Annotated in this window: 1 protein-coding gene; it reads left to right on the forward strand. The window is 66.9% G+C overall.

The window, feature by feature from the left end; translation table 11 throughout:
• The first annotated feature begins 128 nt into the window (after positions 1 to 128).
• Positions 129 to 19,118: an amino acid adenylation domain-containing protein gene (locus tag AB7M33_RS22765; protein WP_454243673.1), complete on the forward strand. Its 18,990-nt coding sequence runs from the start codon at positions 129 to 131 to the stop codon at positions 19,116 to 19,118.

The raw sequence follows: 19,118 nt of genomic DNA on the forward strand, positions 1-19,118 counted from the left end.
CCTGTGGGAGCCGTCTTGCCGGCGATGGCGCTTTCCGAAATTGTCCCCGCTTCCCATGTCAGACCGACCGGTCACGATCCTTTAGCGTGTCCACGATTCCCATTCCAGGCAAAGCAGGATGCTTACCGATGCACTTCAGCGAACTGATGGCTGCTCTTTCCACCCGTGCGATCCGACTCCAGCGTGAAGACCAGGACCTGATCGTCCTCGGCGATGACGATACCCTGGACGACAGTTTGTGGGAGGCGTTGTCACGGCACAAGCCGGCGTTGCTGGAGATGCTCGCCGAACGCGATGACGACTGGCTCAGCCCGGCCTTCCGGATCACCCCCGACATGCTGCCGCTGGTCACGCTGGACCAGGAAGCCATCGACCGCATCGTCGCCAGCGTGCCGGGCGGCGCAGCCAACGTTCAGGACATCTACCCGTTGGCCCCGCTGCAGCAGGGCATGCTGTACCACCACCTGTCCGCCACCGAGGGCGACCCGTACCTGTCGCAGGTGCAACTGCGCTTCGCCAGCAAAACCCACCTGGAAGCCTTCGCCGAGGCGCTGCAGTGGGTGATCCAGCGCCACGACATCCTGCGCACCGCGCTGCACTGGGAATACCTCGACCAACCGGTGCAGGTGGTCTGGCAAGAGGCGACGCTGGTCCGCGAAGCCGTGCCAGTCGCGGGCAGCACAGCCCTCGCCGAGCTGTGCGCGCGCTTCGACCCGCGCCAGTATCGTCTCGACCTGCGCCAGGCACCGCTGATGCAACTGATGCACGCGCAAGGCGAGGGCACTACGTGGGTGGCGCTGCTGATGTTCCACCACGTGGTGATGGACCATACCGCCTTGGATATCGTGCGCCGTGAAATCCAGGTGCACATCGCCGGCCAGTCCGACCGACTGGCGGCCCCCATGCCGTTTCGCAATGTGCTGGCCGCCGCTCGCCAGGCACTGGATGAGGACGCCCATGAGCGCTTCTTCCGCGAGATGCTGGGCGACATCGATGAGCCCACGCTTGCCTTCGGCCTGCAGGACAAAGGTGACGTGCAACTGGAGCAAGCACGCCTGACCCTGCCGCCTACGCTCAGCCAGCGCCTGCGCAGCCAGGCCCGGCAACTCGGCGTGAGCCCGGCAAGCGTGTTGCACCTGGGCTTTGGCCGGTTGATCGGGCAACTGTCGGGCCGCCAGCAGGTGGTGTTCGGCAGCGTGCTGCTGGGCCGCATGACCACCGGCGACGGCAGCGAGCAGGCGCTGGGGATGTTCATCAACAGCCTGCCGTTGCGCATCGACCTGGGCCCAACCAGCGTGCGTGATGCCCTGCTGGCCACCCACCGACGGCTCAGCGCCTTGCTCGGCCACGAACAGGCGTCGCTGGCCCTGGCCCAGCGCTGCAGCGGTGTGGCCGCGCCGGCGCCGCTGTTCAATAGTCTGCTCAACTACCGGCACAGTGACGCCGGTGATGCCGCCGAAATCATCCCGGTGGCTGCTGGCATCGATATCGTCGGCGCCGAGGAGCGCACCGATTACCCGCTGACTGTCAGCGTCGACGACCTGGGCGACGCGCTGCGCCTGACCGTGCAGAGCCTGCCGGCGTGGAGCGCGTCACGCCTGTGCGCGCAGTTCGAACAGGTATTGGCAAGCCTGGTCGACGCCCTGGAACACACCCCTGCGACAGCGCTACAAGGGTTGCAGATACTGCCGCCTGCCGAGCGTGATCAGGTGCTGCAACAGTTCAACCACACCGCTCAGTTTTATCCGCAGGGGCACACCGTACACGCCATGGTCGAGGCCCGCGCTGCCACTGCGCCGGCCGCGGTCGCGCTGTTGCAGGATGGCCAGGCGCTGCGTTACGACGAACTCAACCGCCGTGCCAACCAACTGGCTCACCAACTGATCGAACGCGGCGTTCAGGTAGGGGACCGCGTGGCCCTGTGCCTGCCGCGTAACAGCGGGCGCGTGGTTGCGTTGCTGGCAGTGCTTAAAGCGGGCGCGGCCTATGTGCCGGTGGACCCGGCGTACCCAGCAGAGCGCATTGCCTACCTGCTGGCTGACAGTGCCCCGGCACTGGTCGTGAGCGAGACTGCGGTAAATGGGCTGCCGGCCGAGGTGCCGCGCCTGGACCTGGACCACATCAGCACCTGTACTGCGCACGACAGCAACCCACAGCGACCTGGGCTGGACGCGCAGCAACTGGCCTATGTGGTCTACACCTCCGGCTCCACCGGCCAGCCCAAGGGGGTGATGATCGAGCACCACACGCTCGCCAACCTGGTGCATTGGCACTGCCAGGCCTTTGCGCTGGACGCCGATGCGCACACGTCAAGCGTGGCCGGTTTCGGGTTTGACGCCATGGCCTGGGAGGTCTGGCCAGCCTTGTGCGCCGGGGCCACGCTGCACCTGCCACCCGCGCACATCGCCAACGAGCATGTCGATGAGTTGCTCGACTGGTGGCTGTTGCAGCCACTGAAGGTCAGCTTCCTGCCCACCCCGGTAGCGGAGCAGGCCCTGCGCCGGGAACACCAGCACCCGACCCTGCGCACCTTGCTGGTGGGCGGGGACCGCCTGCGCCAGTTCGAGCGAGCGCCAGGCTTTGCCCTGATCAACAACTACGGGCCAACCGAAACCACCGTGGTCGCCACCTCTGGGCAGGTCTTGCCCAACGGCGCACTGCACATCGGCCGGCCCATCGCCAATACCCGCGTCTATGTACTGGACGAAGGCTTGCAGCCAGTCCCGGTTGGCGTCGCGGGTGAGCTGTTCATCGGCGGCGCGCAAGTGGCGCGGGGCTACTTCAATCGCCCGGCGTTGACCGAACAGGCTTTTCTTGTCGACCCGTTCAGCGAGCAGCCCAACGCACGCATGTACCGCAGCGGTGATCGGGTGCGCTGGAATGCCGACGGCACCCTCGACTACCTCGGCCGCAACGACGACCAGGTGAAGATCCGCGGTGTGCGGGTTGAGCTGGGTGAAATCGAGGCCACCCTCGCGGCGCAGCCGGGTATCGACGCCGCCGTGGTGCTGGTGCGGGGCGAGCGTTTGCTGGCCTGGTTCACCGAGACTGCCCCTGTCGCCCTGGACGCCTTGCGCCAGGCCCTGCAGGCCCGCTTGCCGGCGCACATGGTGCCGCTGGCGTTCGTGCGCCTCGATGAGCTGCCGCTGACCAGCCATGGCAAACTCGACCGCCGTGCGCTGCCTGACCCAGAGGCCTCGCAGTTGTTCGGCCAGGCCTACGAAGCGCCCACGGGCGAAACCGAAGCGACGATGGCGGCGATCTGGGCCGATGTGCTGGGTGTGCAGCGGGTAGGGCGCCATGACAACTTCTTCGAACTGGGCGGCCACTCGCTGCTGGCGGTGACGTTGGTCGAGCGCTTGCGCAAGGCTGGCCTGCTGATCGATGTGCGGGTGCTGTTCGCCCAACCGACCCTGGCTGCCCTGGCCGGCGCGGCGGCCATCGGCCACGAAGTGAAGGTGCCGGCCAACCGGGTGCCCGCGCAGGCCCAACGCATCACGCCGAGCATGCTCAGCCTGATCGACCTGGACCAGGCAGCAATCGACGACATCGTCGCAACGGTGCCGGGTGGCGCCGCCAATGTGCAGGAAATCTACCCGCTGGCCCCGCTGCAGGAAGGCATTCTCTACCACCATCTGAGCGCCGAGCAGGGCGACCCCTACCTGCTGCAGACCCGTCTGGCCTTCGACAGTGTCGAGCGCTTGCTGGCCTGGGCCGGTGCGCTGCAACAGGTCATCGATCGCCACGATATCCTGCGCACCGCCGTGCTTTGGCAAGGGCTGGCGCAGCCGCTGCAGGTGGTTTGGCGCAAGGCCGAGTTGGTGGTCAGCGAAATCGACGACCTGGCCGATGACGATGGCCTGGCGCGGGTTGAACAGTTGCATGCCCGGTTCGATGCGCGGCACCACCGGTTGGACCTGACCCAGGCGCCATTGACCCGCCTGTATTACAGCCTGGACCCCGCCAACCAGCAGGTGGTGGCGATTCTGCTGTTCCATCACCTGACCCTCGACCACACGGCCATGGACGTGGTCGCCCGCGAGATGCGCGCCTTGCTGTTCGGCCAGGGGCACACACTGCCGGCAGCGGTGCCATACCGCAATTATGTGGCCCAGGCTCGCCTGGGTGACCAGGCGGCCCACGAAGCGTTCTTCCGCGAGATGCTGGCGGATGTCGAAGAACCGACCTTGCCACTGGGCTATGCCGATGTGCAGGGCGATGGCCGCGGCATCGAAACGGCGTTCCAGGCACTGGATGGCGAAGTTGCCCACGGTTTGCGCAGCCAGGCGCGGCAACTGGGCGTCAGTGCCGCCAGCCTCATGCACCTGGCCTGGGCGCGCGTACTGGGCGTGCTGGCCAACCGCGATGATGTGGTGTTTGGCACGGTACTGATGGGCCGCCTGCAGGGCGGCGAGGGCGCCGACCGGGCGTTGGGGATGTTCATCAACACCCTGCCGCTGCGGGTGGACACCACGCTGGCCGTGCGTGCCGCCGTGCGCGCCACCCACCGCAACCTCTCGGCCTTGCTGGGCCATGAGCACGCGCCGCTGGCCTTGGCCCAGCGCTGCAGTGGCGTGGCCGCGTCCGCGCCGTTGTTCAGTGCCTTGCTCAACTATCGGCACAGCGCCGACGCGGCCACCGGCGAGGCAATCTGGGAGGGTGTGCGCCTGCTCGGTGGCGAGGAGCGCAGCAACTACCCGCTGACCCTCAGCGTCAACGACCAGGGTGAAGGTTTCACCTTCAGTGTGCTGGCTATCGCAGGAATTGGTGCGGCGCGGGTCGCCGCCTGGATGGTCAATGCCGTCACCCAGCTGCTGCAAGCATTGCAGCAAGGGCAGGAGGCGCGGGTCGACAGCTTGTCGATCCTGAGCGACGAAGCGCGCCAACAGCTGCTGGGCAGTTTCAACGCCACCGCACAGCACTACCCGCAAGGGCTGACGGTGCGCGCGCTGGTGGAAGCCCGAGCAGCCGAGACTCCGGATGCCACGGCCGTGAGCCAGGATGGCCAGGCACTCAGCTATGGTGACCTGAACCTGCGGGCCAACCGCCTGGCGCATCAGCTGATCGCACGCGGCGTGCGCGGCGGTGACCGCGTGGCATTGTGCGTGGGCCGCAGCGCCGAACGGGTAATCGGCCTGCTGGCCGTGCTCAAGGCCGGCGCTGCCTATGTGCCGGTCGACCCGGGCTATCCTGCCGAGCGCATTGCCTACCTGCTGGCCGACAGCGTGCCCGCCCTGGTGCTGAGCGAAACGGGCATTGCCGGCCTGCCTGCTGACATACCCCGCCTGAACCTCGACCAGGCCGCCGCCGATGATGCCCTGTACAGCAACCCGCACGTACCTGGGCTGGATGCGCACCACTTGGCCTACTTGGTCTACACCTCCGGCTCCACCGGCCAGCCCAAGGGCGTGATGATCGAACACCACACCCTGGCCAACCTGGTGCACTGGCACTGCCAGGCCTTCGCGCTGGAGGCCGGTGTGCGTACCTCGAGCGTCGCAGGCTTTGGCTTCGACGCCATGGCCTGGGAAGTATGGCCGGCGCTGTGTGCCGGTGCCACGCTGCACCTGCCACCTGCGCACATCGGCAATGAACATGTGGATGAACTGCTCGACTGGTGGCTCGAGCAGCCGCTGGCGGTCAGTTTCTTGCCCACGCCGGTGGCCGAACAGGCGCTGCGCCGCGAACGGCAACACCCGACCTTGCGCACCTTGCTGATCGGTGGCGACCGCCTGCGCCAGTTCGACCGCGATCCAGGCTTCGCCCTGGTCAACAACTATGGGCCGACCGAGACCACGGTGGTCGCCACCTCTGGCCAGGTCTTGCCGGGCGCGGCGTTGCACATTGGCACGCCCATCGCCAATACCCGCGTCTATGTGCTCGATGCCCATCGGCAAGTGGTGCCCGTGGGCGTCGTGGGCGAGCTGTACATCGGCGGCGCGCAGGTAGCGCGGGGCTATTTCAATCGCCCTGAACTGACCGAAGAGCGCTTCCTCGCCGACCCGTTCAGCCGCAAGCCCGGCGCGCGCATGTACCGCAGTGGCGACCTGGTGCGCTGGAACGCCGATGGCACGCTGGACTACCTCGGCCGCAATGACGACCAGGTGAAGATCCGCGGCGTGCGCGTGGAGTTGGGTGAAATCGAGGCGGCGCTGACGGCCCAGGCCGGTATTGCCGATGCCGTGGTATTGGTGCGCGGCGAGCGCCTGGTGGCCTGGTTCACCGAACAAGTACCGGTGGCGGTCGACGCTGTGCGTCACGCGCTGCAGGCCAGCTTGCCGGGGCACATGGTGCCGCAGGCGCTCATCCGCCTGGACCAATGGCCGTTGACCAGCCATGGCAAGCTGGACCGCCGGGCCCTGCCTGAGCCGGACGCGGCCCAACTGATCAGTCAGGGCTATGAAGCCCCTGCCAGTGAGACCGAAGCGGCCATGGCCAGCGTCTGGGCCGACGTGCTGGGCGTGGAGCGGGTAGGGCGGCACGACAACTTCTTCGAGCTGGGCGGCCACTCGCTGCTGGCTGTGACCCTGATCGAACGCTTGCGCCAACAGGGCCTGCAGACCGACGTGCGGGTGCTGTTCGGCCAGCCCACCGTGGCTGCACTGGCTGCCGCGCTGGGCAAAGGTCGCCAGGTCAGCGTGCCCGAGAACCGTATTCCAGCGGGCTGCACCCACATCACCCCCGCCATGCTGCCTTTGCTGACGTTGGACGCCAGTACCCTCGAGCACATCGTCGCCACGGTGCCAGGTGGTGCTGCCAACGTGCAGGACATCTACCCGTTGGCACCGCTGCAGGAGGGCATTCTCTACCATCACCTGAGTGCCGCAGACGAAGACCCGTACCTGCTGCAGTGGCGCGTCGCATTCGACAGCCACGCCCGCCTGCTGGCCTTCGCCCGGGCCTTGGATAAGGTCATCGCGCGCCACGATATCCTGCGTACCGCCGTGCTCTGGGACGGCCTGGTGCAGCCGGTGCAGGTGGTATGGCGCAGCGTGCCGGGCTCGGTGCTGGTCAATAGCAGCGAAGCCACCGGCCCTCTCGACCTGAGCCAAGCCCCACTGATCCGCCTGCTGCAGACCCCACAGCCAGGCACCGAAGGCCTCGAAGCCACCCTGCAGTTCCACCACATCGCCTTGGACCACACGGCCATGAAGGTGGTGCTGGAAGAAATCCGCGATCACCTGCGCGGCCAGCAGCCCAGCCAACCGGCCGTGCCGTACCGCAACTACGTGGCCCAGGCGCGCCTGGCCATCAGCGAGGCCGAGCACGAGGCGTTCTTCCGCGCCGAGCTGGCCGACATCGACGAACCGACCTTGCCCTATGGCCTGGCCGACCTGCAGGGCCAGGCCAGCGCCTTCGAGTTGGCCACGGTGCAACTGGCGCCCGAGCAGTACCAGCGCCTGCGCAGCCATGCCCAGCAGTTGGGCGTGAGCGCTGCCAGCGTGCTGCACCTGGCCTGGGCGCGGCTGGTGGCCGCCACCAGTGGCAACGACCGCGTGGTGTTCGGCACTGTGCTGTTGGGGCGCCTGCAAGGGGGTGCCGGCGCTGATCGGGGCCTGGGCATGTTCATCAATACCTTGCCACTGCGCCTGGACCTGCAAGGGCTAGGCGTGCGTGCAGGGGTGCGCCTGGCCCACCAGCGGCTGAGTGCGTTGCTGGTGCACGAGCACGCTTCGTTGGCCTTGGCCCAGCGTTGCAGCGGCGTGGCTGCGCCGACGCCGTTGTTCAGTGCCATGCTCAACTACCGGCATGGCGCCAGCCAGCCCGAGCAGCAAGCGCAACGCGAAGCCCTGGAAGGCATCCAGGCACTGCCCAGCGGCGGCCACGGCAACTACCCGCTGAGTGTCAACGTGGACGACCTGGGCGACGGCCTGCGGCTGACGGCCCAGGTCAGCGCCCAAGTGGGCGCGCAGCGTGTCTGCGACCAACTGCTGCAGGTGCTGCACGGGTTGCTGGATGCACTTGAGCACGCGCCTGACACGCCAGTGCAGCAGTTACCGGTACTGACGCCTGATGAGCGCCGGCGACTGCTGGCCAATGCCCCGCAAACGCCTCACGACATGGCGCAACCGCTGCACGGGCTGTTCGAGGCCCAGGTACGGCGAACGCCCACTGCCATTGCACTGGTCGCCGAGGAAGGCGAGCTGAGCTATCGCCAGCTCGATGAGCAGGCCAATCGGCTTGCCCATCATTTGATTGGCTTGGGCGTCAAACCGGATGATCGTGTAGCGATCTGCGTCGAGCGCGGGCTGTCGATGGTGGTCGGGTTGCTGGCCATCCTCAAGGCAGGCGGCGCCTATGTACCAGTCGACCCGGGTTACCCGGCTGAACGTATCCGCCACATGCTGAGCGACAGTGCGCCGCTGGCCGTGCTGATGCACAGCGCTACCCGTGAGGTCCTACACGGCACCCCGGTGCAGTTGATCGACCTCGATCAGCCTTGCTGGGAAGCCCAGCCGATCAGCAACCCTCGCGTAGCCGCGCTGAACGCGAGCCACCTGGCGTACGTGATCTACACCTCCGGCTCCACAGGCCAACCCAAAGGGGTGATGGTCGAACACCGCAACGTGGTCAACCTGGTGCGCTGGAGCCAGCGCCTTTGCCAGCTACCTGGCAAAGGCGCTGTGCTGCACAAGACCCCGGTCAGCTTCGATGCCTCGGTGTGGGAACTGTTCTGGCCGTTGTGCAGCGGCCTACGCCTGGTACTGGCGCGCCCGCACGGCCAGCGTGACCCGCACTACCTTGCGCAATTGATTGAGGCGCAGCAGGTCAGCGTGGTGCAATTCGTGCCGGCGTTGCTGCAGCAGTTCCTTGAAGCACCTGCCAGCGCTCGCTGCGCCAGCCTCAGCGATATCGTCTGCGGTGGCGGTGAGTTGACCCAGGCGCTGGCCGCCCAGGTACGCGAGCGTCTGCCGGGTGTGCGCCTGCACAACGTATATGGCCCGACCGAGACCACCGTCGATTGCAGCGCCTGGACGCTGGAACCGGGCGCGGACCTGCCGCACGGGGCGTTGCCGATTGGTACCGCCATCGACAATACCCGGCTGTATGTACTCGACCACTACGACCAACCCGTGCCGTGGGGCGTGGTCGGCCACCTGCATATCGGCGGCGCGGGCGTAGCGCGGGGTTACCTGGGTTTGCCCGAACAGCAGGCCGAACGCTTCATCGCCAGCCCCTTCGTTGACGGCGATCGCCTGTACCGCAGCGGTGACCTGGTGCGCCAGCGCGAGGATGGCAACCTGGTCTTCCTCGGCCGTAACGACCACCAGGTCAAAATCCGCGGCCTGCGCATCGAGCCGGGCGAGATCGAAGCCTGCCTGGTGCGTGTGCCCGGTGTGCGCGAGGCCGTGGTACTGGCTTACGATGCCCCGGCCAGTGGGCCGCGCCTGGTCGCCTACCTCACCGGTGAGCCGCCCGTGGCGGACAGCCTGCGTCAGGCGCTGCTGCACGACCTGCCGGAATACATGCTGCCGGCACAGTACATCCACCTCGACCAGCTGCCGTTGACGCCCAATGGCAAGCTCGACCGTAAAGCGCTGCCCGCGCCGGATGCCGCCCTGCATGAACGCCCCTACCAGGCGCCGCAGGGGCAGACCGAAACCCTGCTGGCCCAACTGTGGGCGCAACTGCTGGGCGTCGAGCACGTGGGCCGTCACGACAACTTCTTCGAGCTGGGTGGCCACTCGCTGCTGGCGGTAAGCCTGACTGCGCGGCTGCGCCTGGAAGGGCTGCAAGTCGATGTACGGACCCTGTTCGGCCAGCCTACCGTCGCGGCCCTGGCCGAGACCTTGGGTCGCAACCAGCAAGTGCTGGTACCTGAAAACCGCATCCCTGCCGGTTGTACTCATATCACCCCGGGCCTGCTGAGCCTAATCGACCTCGACCAACCCGCGATCGATCACATCGTCGCGCGCGTGCCGGGCGGTGCGGCCAATGTGCAGGACATCTACCCGCTGGCCCCGCTGCAGGAAGGTATCCTTTACCATCACCTGAGCGCCGAGCACGATCCCTATGTGCTGTATTCCCGGCTGCGTTTTGACAACGGCGAACGCCTGCAAGCCTTCGCCAGCGCGCTGGACCAGGTCATCGCCCGCCACGACGTGCTGCGCACAGCTGTGCTATGGGACGGCCTGCCGCAGGCTGTGCAGGTGGTCTGGCGTCACGCACCGCTGCAGGTCCTGCGCGACGACGATGCGGCTACCGTTGGCCTGGACTTGAGCCAAGCGCCGCTGATTCGTCTGCTTCATCGCCAGGCACCGGGCAGCGAGTGCATCGAAGCCACCTTGCAGTTCCACCACATCGTCCTCGACCACACCGCCCTGGAGGTAGTCGGTGAGGAGTTGATTGGCTTCCTGCAGGGCACGCCGCCGGTCCAAACCCCCGTGCCGTATCGCAACTACGTGGCCCAGGCGCGCCTGGGTGTCAGCCAGGCCGAGCATGAGGCGTTCTTCCGCGAGCAGTTGGCGGATGTCGACGAGCCGACATTGCCGTTCGGCCTTAGCGATGTGCAAGGCGATGGCCTTGGCATGCAAGAAGCCAAGCTGGCGCTGTCGGCCGAGCTGGCCGCAGGGCTGCGGCGCCAGGCACGGCACCTGGGCATCAGCGTCGCCAGCCTGTTCCACCTGGCTTGGGCGCGCCTGTTGGCCGCTGCCAGCGGCAAGGACCGCGTGGTGTTCGGCACGGTGTTGCTGGGGCGCCTGCAAGGCGGTGAGGGCGCCGAGCGGGCGCTCGGCATGTTCATCAATACCTTGCCGCTGCGGGTCGACCTGGGCGAGGTGAGCCTGCGCGAAGGGGCGCAGGCCGTGCATCAGCGCCTCAGTGCACTGCTGGCGCACGAACACGCGTCCTTGGCGTTGGCCCAGCGCTGCAGCGCTGTGGCTACACCGTTGCCGTTGTTCAGCGCCATGCTCAACTACCGCCATGGCGCAGAAGCCAGCGCCGAACAGCGGCAGGCGTGGCAAGGCATCGACGTGCTCGAAGGCCAGGAGCGCACCAACTACCCGTTGAGCCTGAACGTTGACGACCTGGGGGAGGGCTTCCGCCTGGTTGCCATGACCGCGGCCGACGTAGGCGCGGCGCGTATCTGTGGGCAGATGAACCAGGTGCTGGAGGCCATGGTCGAGGCGCTGGAGCAGACACCGGAACTGCCGGTGCAGCGCTTGCCGGTGCTGGAAGCGCAGGAGCGTGAGCGTGTGCTGCTGGGCTTCAACGATACGGCGGTGGATTATGACCTTGAGCAGACCCTGCATGGGATGATCGAGGTGCAGGTGTTGCGTACGCCGGATGCGATCGCGGTTAAGGCCGAAGAGGGGGTACTGAGCTATTGCCAGCTGAATGAGCAGGCCAACCGGCTGGCGCATCACCTGATCGGTCTGGGTGTTAAACCCGATGATCGGGTGGTGATCTGCGTCGAACGTGGGCTGTCGATGGTGGTTGGTTTGCTGGCCATCCTCAAGGCGGGTGGCGCGTATGTGCCGGTTGACCCCGATTACCCAGCGGAGCGCGTGCGGCATATGCTGAGCGACAGCGCGCCGGTGGCGGTGCTGGTGCATAGCGCTACGCGGCACGTACCGGATTCGGCCCAGGTTATCGACCTCGATCAGCCGACCTGGAACGCCCAGCCGTCCAGCAACCCAGTTGTCACCGGCTTGACCCCGCGTCATCTCGCCTACGTGATCTACACCTCAGGCTCCACCGGCTTGCCGAAGGGCGTGATGAACGAGCATGCCGGCGTGGTCAATCGACTGCTTTGGATGCAAGACGCCTATAACCTCGGCGCTGACGACGTGGTCTTGCAGAAGACCCCGTTCAGCTTCGACGTGTCGGTATGGGAATTCCTCTGGCCGCTGCAAACCGGCGCACGTCTGGTCATGGCTCGCCCCGGCGGCCATCGCGATCCGGAGTACCTGCGTCAGGTGATCCGTAGAGAAAACGTCACCACCTTGCACTTCGTGCCCTCGATGCTGGATGTATTCCTGGCCCATGGCGACGCCTCCGCGGCTTCGTTGAAGCGCGTCCTGTGCAGCGGCGAAGCCTTGCCGGGCAGCCTGGTCCGACGCTTCCACACGCAACTGCCGACCGTTGAACTGCATAACCTGTACGGCCCGACCGAAGCAGCGGTGGACGTCAGTGCCTGGCACTGCGTGACGGCGCCGGACAATACCCCCATCGGCAAACCGATCGCCAACACCACGCTGTACGTACTCGACAGCCAAGGCCAGCCGGTCCCGCAAGGCGTGGCCGGCGAACTGTTCATCGGCGGCGTGCAAGTCGCCCGAGGCTACCTCAACCGCATCGAACTGACCGCCGAACGCTTCCTCGACGACCCGTTCAGCACCCGCCCTGGTGCACGACTGTACCGCACCGGCGACCTGGCGCGGCACCTGGCCGATGGCAACATCGAATACCTGGGCCGTAACGATGACCAGGTGAAGCTGCGCGGCCTGCGTATCGAGCTGGGTGAAATCCAAGCTGGCCTGACGGCCATCGAAGGCGTGAAGGAGGCAGTTGTTGTCGCCCGCGACCAGCGCCTGGTGGCGTACTACACCGGTGAACAGCAGGTCGCAGACGTTCTGCGCACGGCATTGCTGGCCCACCTGCCGGAGTTCATGGTGCCCGCGCTGTTCCTGCACCTGGACGCATTGCCCCTGAGCCCCAACGGCAAACTCGACCGCAAGGCTTTGCCACTGCCGGACACCGAAGCCCTGCAAAACCGTGTGTATGAAGCCCCAGAAGGCGAAACCGAAACCCTGCTGGCTGCGATCTGGGCTGAGCTGCTGGGCGTTGAGCGGGTAGGGCGGCATGACAACTTCTTCGAACTGGGCGGCCATTCGCTGCTGGCGGTGACCCTGACCTCGCGCCTGCGCCAACAAGGCCTGCATGCCGATATCCGCGTACTGTTCGGCCAGCCGACCTTGGCAGCGCTCGCCGCTGCGGTGGGCGGTGAAACCCGCATCAGCGTGCCAGCCAACCGCATTCCGGCAGAGGGCACACGCATCACGCCGGACATGCTACCGCTCGCCGAGCTGTCCCAGGCGGCCATCGACACCCTGGTCGCGCAGATCCCCGGTGGCGTGGCTAACGTCCAGGATGTCTACGGCCTGGCCCCGCTGCAGCAGGGCATCCTCTACCATCACTTGGCCAGCGAAGGCGCAGACCCCTACGTGCTGCAGGCACGCTTTGCCTTCCCGACGCAAGCCGAGCTCGATGCCTTTGCCGCAGCGCTCGACCAGGTCATCGCCCGTCACGACATCCTGCGCACCAGCATCCACTGGCAGGGCCTTGAGGAGCCCGTGCAGGTCGTCTGGCGCACTGTGCCGGCAGTCGGCGCAGCCGTGCGCGGTGATGAAAGCAGCACCACGCTCGACTTGAACAAGGCCCCCTTGATCCGCCTGCTCCCTAGCCACGGCGAGGGGCGCGTGGAAGCCACGCTGCTGATCCACCACATCATCCTCGACCACGCAGCCGTCGAACAGCTGGTGGCCGAGATCACCGCTGTGCTGCAAGGCCAGGCCCTGTCGCAGGCCAGCGTGCCCTACCGCAACTATGTGGCGCAGGCACGTCTGGGCGCCGATACCCAGGCTGACGAGGCACTGTTCCGCGAGCTGCTGGGTGACATCGACGAACCCATCACGGTATTCGGCCTACGCGATGCGCTCAGTGACGGCAGCCGTGTATTGGACAGCCGTCTGGCCCTGGACACGGCGCTGGCCGGCCGCTTGCGCGAGCAGGCCCGCCTGCTTGGCATCAGCGTCGCCAGCCTGGTGCACCAGGCCTGGGGGCAGGTGCTGGCGCAACTGTCAGGGCGCGAGGAAGTGGTGTTCGGCACGGTGTTGCTCGGTCGCCTGCAAGGCGGCGAGGGGGCTGAACGGGCCCTGGGCATGTTCATCAACACCTTGCCGCTGCGGGTGAGCGTGGGTGCCACGGCGGTGACCGAGGGCGTACGCCTGACCCACCAGCGGCTGGCCCGCCTGCTGGCCCATGAGCAAGCCTCGCTGGCGTTGGCTCAGCGTTGCAGCGCAGTGCCGGTGTCTCAGGCGCTGTTCACCAGCCTGCTCAACTTCCGCCACAGTGCACCGGCCAAGGCCGAGCTGCGCCAGGCCTGGCAGGGTATCGAGCAACTGGCCGCGCATGAGCGCAGCAACTACCCATTGGTGGTCAACGTCGACGACGTGGGCGACGCCTTTGTGCTGACCGTGCAAGCGGTGCCGGAAGTCGATGGCGCGCAGGTCTGCCGCCTGCTCAGCACCGCCCTTGAGCAATTGGCCCAGGCCCTTGCGCAGGCGCCGACCACGGCCCTGCACAAGGTGAGCCAGCTGGCAGTTGCCGAGCGCGAACTGGTGTTGCAAGGCTTCAATGCCACCCGCCGCGATTACCCACGGGAACATGCGCTGCACACCCTGTTTGGCACCTATGCCGCGCTCAGCCCGGCTGCACCGGCGGTGGTTCACGGTGGCCGGCAGTGGAGCTATGAGCAGCTCGAACAGCACGCCAACCGCCTGGCTCACCACCTGCTCGCCCTGGGCGTGCGCCCTGGCGATCGTGTGGCCCTGTTGCTGCCCCGCAGCATCGAGTTGCTGGCTGCGCAACTGGCGGCGAGCAAATGCGCGGCGGTGTTCGTGCCGCTGGACAGCAACGCGCCTGCCGAGCGCCAGGCCTTTATGATCGAAGACAGCCAGGCGCGTGTCTTGCTCACCTTCAGCAGCGAACAGCGGGTAGGCAATGCCCTGCGCGTCGAGCTGGACCGCCTCGACCTCACCGGGTATGCGCAGCAGTCGCCGGGCCTGGCGGTAGCTGCCGAAAGCGCCGCCTACATCATGTACACCTCCGGCTCTACCGGCACCCCCAAGGGCGTGCAAGTGCCGCACCGGGCCATCGTGCGCCTGGTGATCAACAACGGCTTTGCCGAATTTACCTGCCAGGACCGTGTCGCGTTCGCCTCCAACCCTGCGTTCGACGCCAGTACCCTGGAAGTCTGGGCACCGCTACTCAACGGCGGCACGGTGGTGGTCATCGACCAGGATCAGGTGCTGTCGCGTCAGGCATTGCGTGAGGTGTTGCTGGCGCAGCGCGTCAGCGTGCTGTGGCTGACTGCCGGCCTGTTCCATCAGTTTGCCGATGACCTGCTGCCGGCATTCGCCAAGCTGCGCTACCTGATGGTGGGCGGCGATGTGCTGGACCCGGCCATCGTCGGCCGGGTGCTGCGCGAAGGCGCCCCACAACACCTGCTCAATGGCTATGGCCCGACTGAAGCCACCACCTTCAGCACCACCCACCTCATCGCCACGGTCGGCGAGGGCAGCATCCCGATTGGCAGGCCGATCGGCAATGCCCGTTGCTATGTGCTCGACGCCCGTCAGCAGCCGTTGCCGGTTGGCGCGGTCGGTGAGCTGTACATCGGCGGCGCTGGCGTCGCCTTGGGGTACCTCGGACAGCCGGCTCTTACCGCTGAGCGCTTCCTCGACGACCCGTTCAGCCGTGAGCCGGGTGCGCGCATGTACCGCAGTGGCGACCTGGCCTGCTGGCAGGCCGACGGCACGTTGCGTTACCTGGGCCGTGCCGACCAGCAGATCAAGCTGCGAGGCTTCCGCATCGAGCTGGGTGAAATCGAAGCGCGCCTGGGCGCGTGTGCCGGTGTGCGTGACACGGCCGTGGTGGTGCGTGAGGACGTGCCCGGTGACAAGCGCCTGGTGGCCTATTTCACCGCCAACAATCCGGCCCTTGGCATTGCCGAACTGCACCAACAGCTGCAAGGCCAGTTGCCGGACTACATGCTGCCAGCGGCCTACGTGTGCCTGGATGAATTGCCGCTGACCGCCAACGGCAAGCTTGACCGCCGTGCCTTGCCGCAACCCGGCAACGAGGCGGTACTCAGCCGTGCCTTCGAGGCGCCACAGGGTGAGGTCGAAACCACCCTGGCGGCGATCTGGGCCGACCTGCTCAAGGTCGCGCAGGTCGGGCGCCACGACCACTTCTTCGAGCTGGGCGGCCATTCGCTACTGGCCGTGACCCTGGTTGAGCGCATGCGCAAGGCCGGCCTCAGCGCCGATGTGCGCGTGCTGTTTGCCCAGCCCACCCTGGCGGCGCTGGCCGCCGCGGTGGGCAGCGGTCGCGAGGTGCAGGTGCCCGCCAACCGTGTGCCACACACGGCCCGCCACATCACCCCGGACATGCTCAGCCTGATCGAGCTCGACCAGGCCAGTATCGACCGTATCGTCGCCACGGTGCCGGGCGGCGCTCTTAATGTGCAAGAGATCTACCCGCTGGCCCCGCTGCAGGAGGGCATCCTGTACCACCACTTGAGCGCCGCACAGGGCGACCCGTACCTGCTGCAGTCGCGCCTGGCCTTCGACAGCCTGGCGCACTTGCAGCGCTGGGCGGGCGCCTTGCAGCAGGTCATCGACCGGCACGACATTCTGCGCACCGCAGTGGTCAGCGAAGGGCTTGCGCACGCAGTACAAGTAGTCTGGCGGGAAGCGAGGATGCAGGTGAGCGCAATCGAAGGCCTGGCTACCGGGTCGGTGATCGATGCCTTGCAGGCGCGCTTCGACGCCCGTCACCAGCGCCTCGACCTGTCGCGGGCACCCTTGCTGCGCCTGCTGCATGCCGATGACCCGGCCAACCAGCGCGTGGTGGCGATTCTGCAATTCCATCACCTGGCACTGGACCATACCGCCATGGAAGTCATCGCCAGCGAGATGCAGGTGTTGCTGGCGGGCCAGGGCGAACGCTTGCCGGCGCCAGTGCCTTATCGCACCTATGTTGCCCAAGCCCGCCTTGGGGCCGACGATGCCAGCCATGAAGCGTTTTTCCGCGAGATGCTGGGGGACCTTGATGCCCCGACCTTGCCGTTTGGCCTGAGCGACGTACAGGGTGACGGCCACGCCATCGAAGAAGCCCACCTGGTCATCGACGCCATCGTGGCGCGCGGCTTGCGCGAACAGGCTCGGCAGCTTGGCGTGAGTGCCGCGAGCCTGGCGCACCTGGCCTGGGCACGGGTGCTGGGTGTGCTCGCCAACCGCACCGATGTTGTGTTTGGCACCGTGCTGATGGGGCGCTTGCAGGGCGGTGAAGGGGCCGACCGGGCATTGGGCGTGTTCATCAACACCTTGCCGCTGCGCATCGACTTGACTGCACCGGTGGCGCAGGCAGTGCGCGCCACTCATCAGCGGCTCTCGGCGCTGTTGGCGCACGAGCATGCCTCGCTGGCGTTGGCCCAGCGCTGCAGTGGCGTGGCGGCGTCCACACCGTTGTTCAGCGCCTTGTTCAACTACCGCCACAGCACGGCAGGGGTGCCTGCCGACGGCGATACCCACAGCCAGGGTGTTCGCCTGCTGGGCGGTGAGGAGCGTAGCAACTACCCGCTGACCCTCAGTGTCGACGACCTGGGCGAAGGCTTTGCCTTGAGTGTGCTGGCCCAGGCAGGCATTGGCGCCGAGCGGGTCGCTGGCTGGATGAACCAGGCCCTGGTCGAACTGCTGCAGGCGCTGACGCAGTCTGCGGCCAAGCCGGTCGAGGCATTGTCGATCCTGGACCCGGTGGCACGGCAGCAGGTGCTGGAAGCGTTCAATGCCACTGCACGCGACTACCCGAAAGGGCAGGCCGTGCACGCCTTGGTCGAGGCCCAGGCGGCCCGCGCACCGCAAGCGGCAGCGCTGGTGCAGGATGGCCAGGTACTGAGCTACGGCGAGCTTAATCGCTGCGCCAACCGCCTGGCGCATCACCTGATCAGCCGCGGGGTGAAGGTCGGCGACCGGGTGGCATTGTGCTTGCCGCGCACCCTTGAGCGCCTGGTCGGCCTGCTGGCCATCCTCAAGGCCGGTGCGGCCTATGTGCCGATCGACCCGGCCTACCCAAGCGAACGCATCGCCTACCTGCTTGAAGACAGCACGCCGGCATTGGTGCTGGTCGATGCGGCCACCCTGGCGCTGGTGGGGGACACCCCACGTGTCGAGCTGCACCGCGATGCCTGGCAGGGCGCAGCCGACAGCAACCCCTGCGTGGCAGGCCTGGATGATCGCCAACTGGCGTATGTGATCTACACCTCCGGCTCCACCGGCCAGCCGAAAGGGGTGATGGTCGAGCATGCGACCCTGGCCAACCTGGTGCACTGGCACTGTGAGGCCTTTGCCTTGAAAGCCGGCAGCCATACCAGCACGGTGGCCGGTTTTGGCTTCGATGCGGTGGCCTGGGAGGTGTGGCCGGCGCTGTGCACGGGGGCCGTGCTGCACGTACCGCCCGCTCGCATTGCCGGTGAGCACGTCGACGAATTGCTCGACTGGTGGCTGGAGCAGCCGCTGGCCGTCAGCTTCCTGCCCACACCCGTGGCCGAACAGGCGCTGCGCCGCGAGCGTCAGCACCCAACCCTGCGCACGCTGCTGGTCGGCGGCGATCGCCTGCGCCAGTTCGAGCGCGACCCAGGTTTTGCCCTGGTCAACAACTATGGCCCGACCGAAGCCACCGTGGTGGCCACGTCCGGGCAACTGCTACCCGCGGGGGCGCTGCATATCGGTAAGCCTATCGCCAACACCCAGGTGTATGTGCTCGACGAGCGCCGCCAGCCGGTGCCGGTGGGCGCCGTGGGCGAGTTGTACATTGGCGGCGCCGGGGTGGCCCGCGGTTACTTCAACCGCCCGGCACTGACCGAGGAGCGCTTCATTGCCGATCCGTTCGCCGCCCAACCCCATGCGCGGCTGTACCGCACAGGTGACCTGGTGCGCTGGAACGCTGACGGCACCCTGGATTACCTGGGCCGTAACGACGACCAGGTGAAGATCCGCGGCGTACGGGTGGAGCTTGGCGAGATCGAAAGCGTACTTGCCGCGCAGCCTGGTATCGGCGATGCGGTGGTGCTGGTGCGTGGCGAGCGGCTGCTGGCCTGGTTCACCGAAACCACACCGGTGGCAGTGGACACACTGCGCCAGGCTTTGCAGGCAAGCCTGCCCGCACACCTGGTGCCGTTGGCCTTCACCTGCCTGCCAGCACTGCCGTTGACCAGCCATGGCAAGCTCGACCGCAAGGCGTTGCCCGACCCGGATCCGGCGCTGCTTGCAGGCCAGGCCTATGTCGCCCCGCAGGGCGAAGTGGAAATGGCCCTGGCAGCGGGTGTGGGCTGA

This window comes from Pseudomonas sp. Y3 TE3536 (assembly GCF_053629175.1).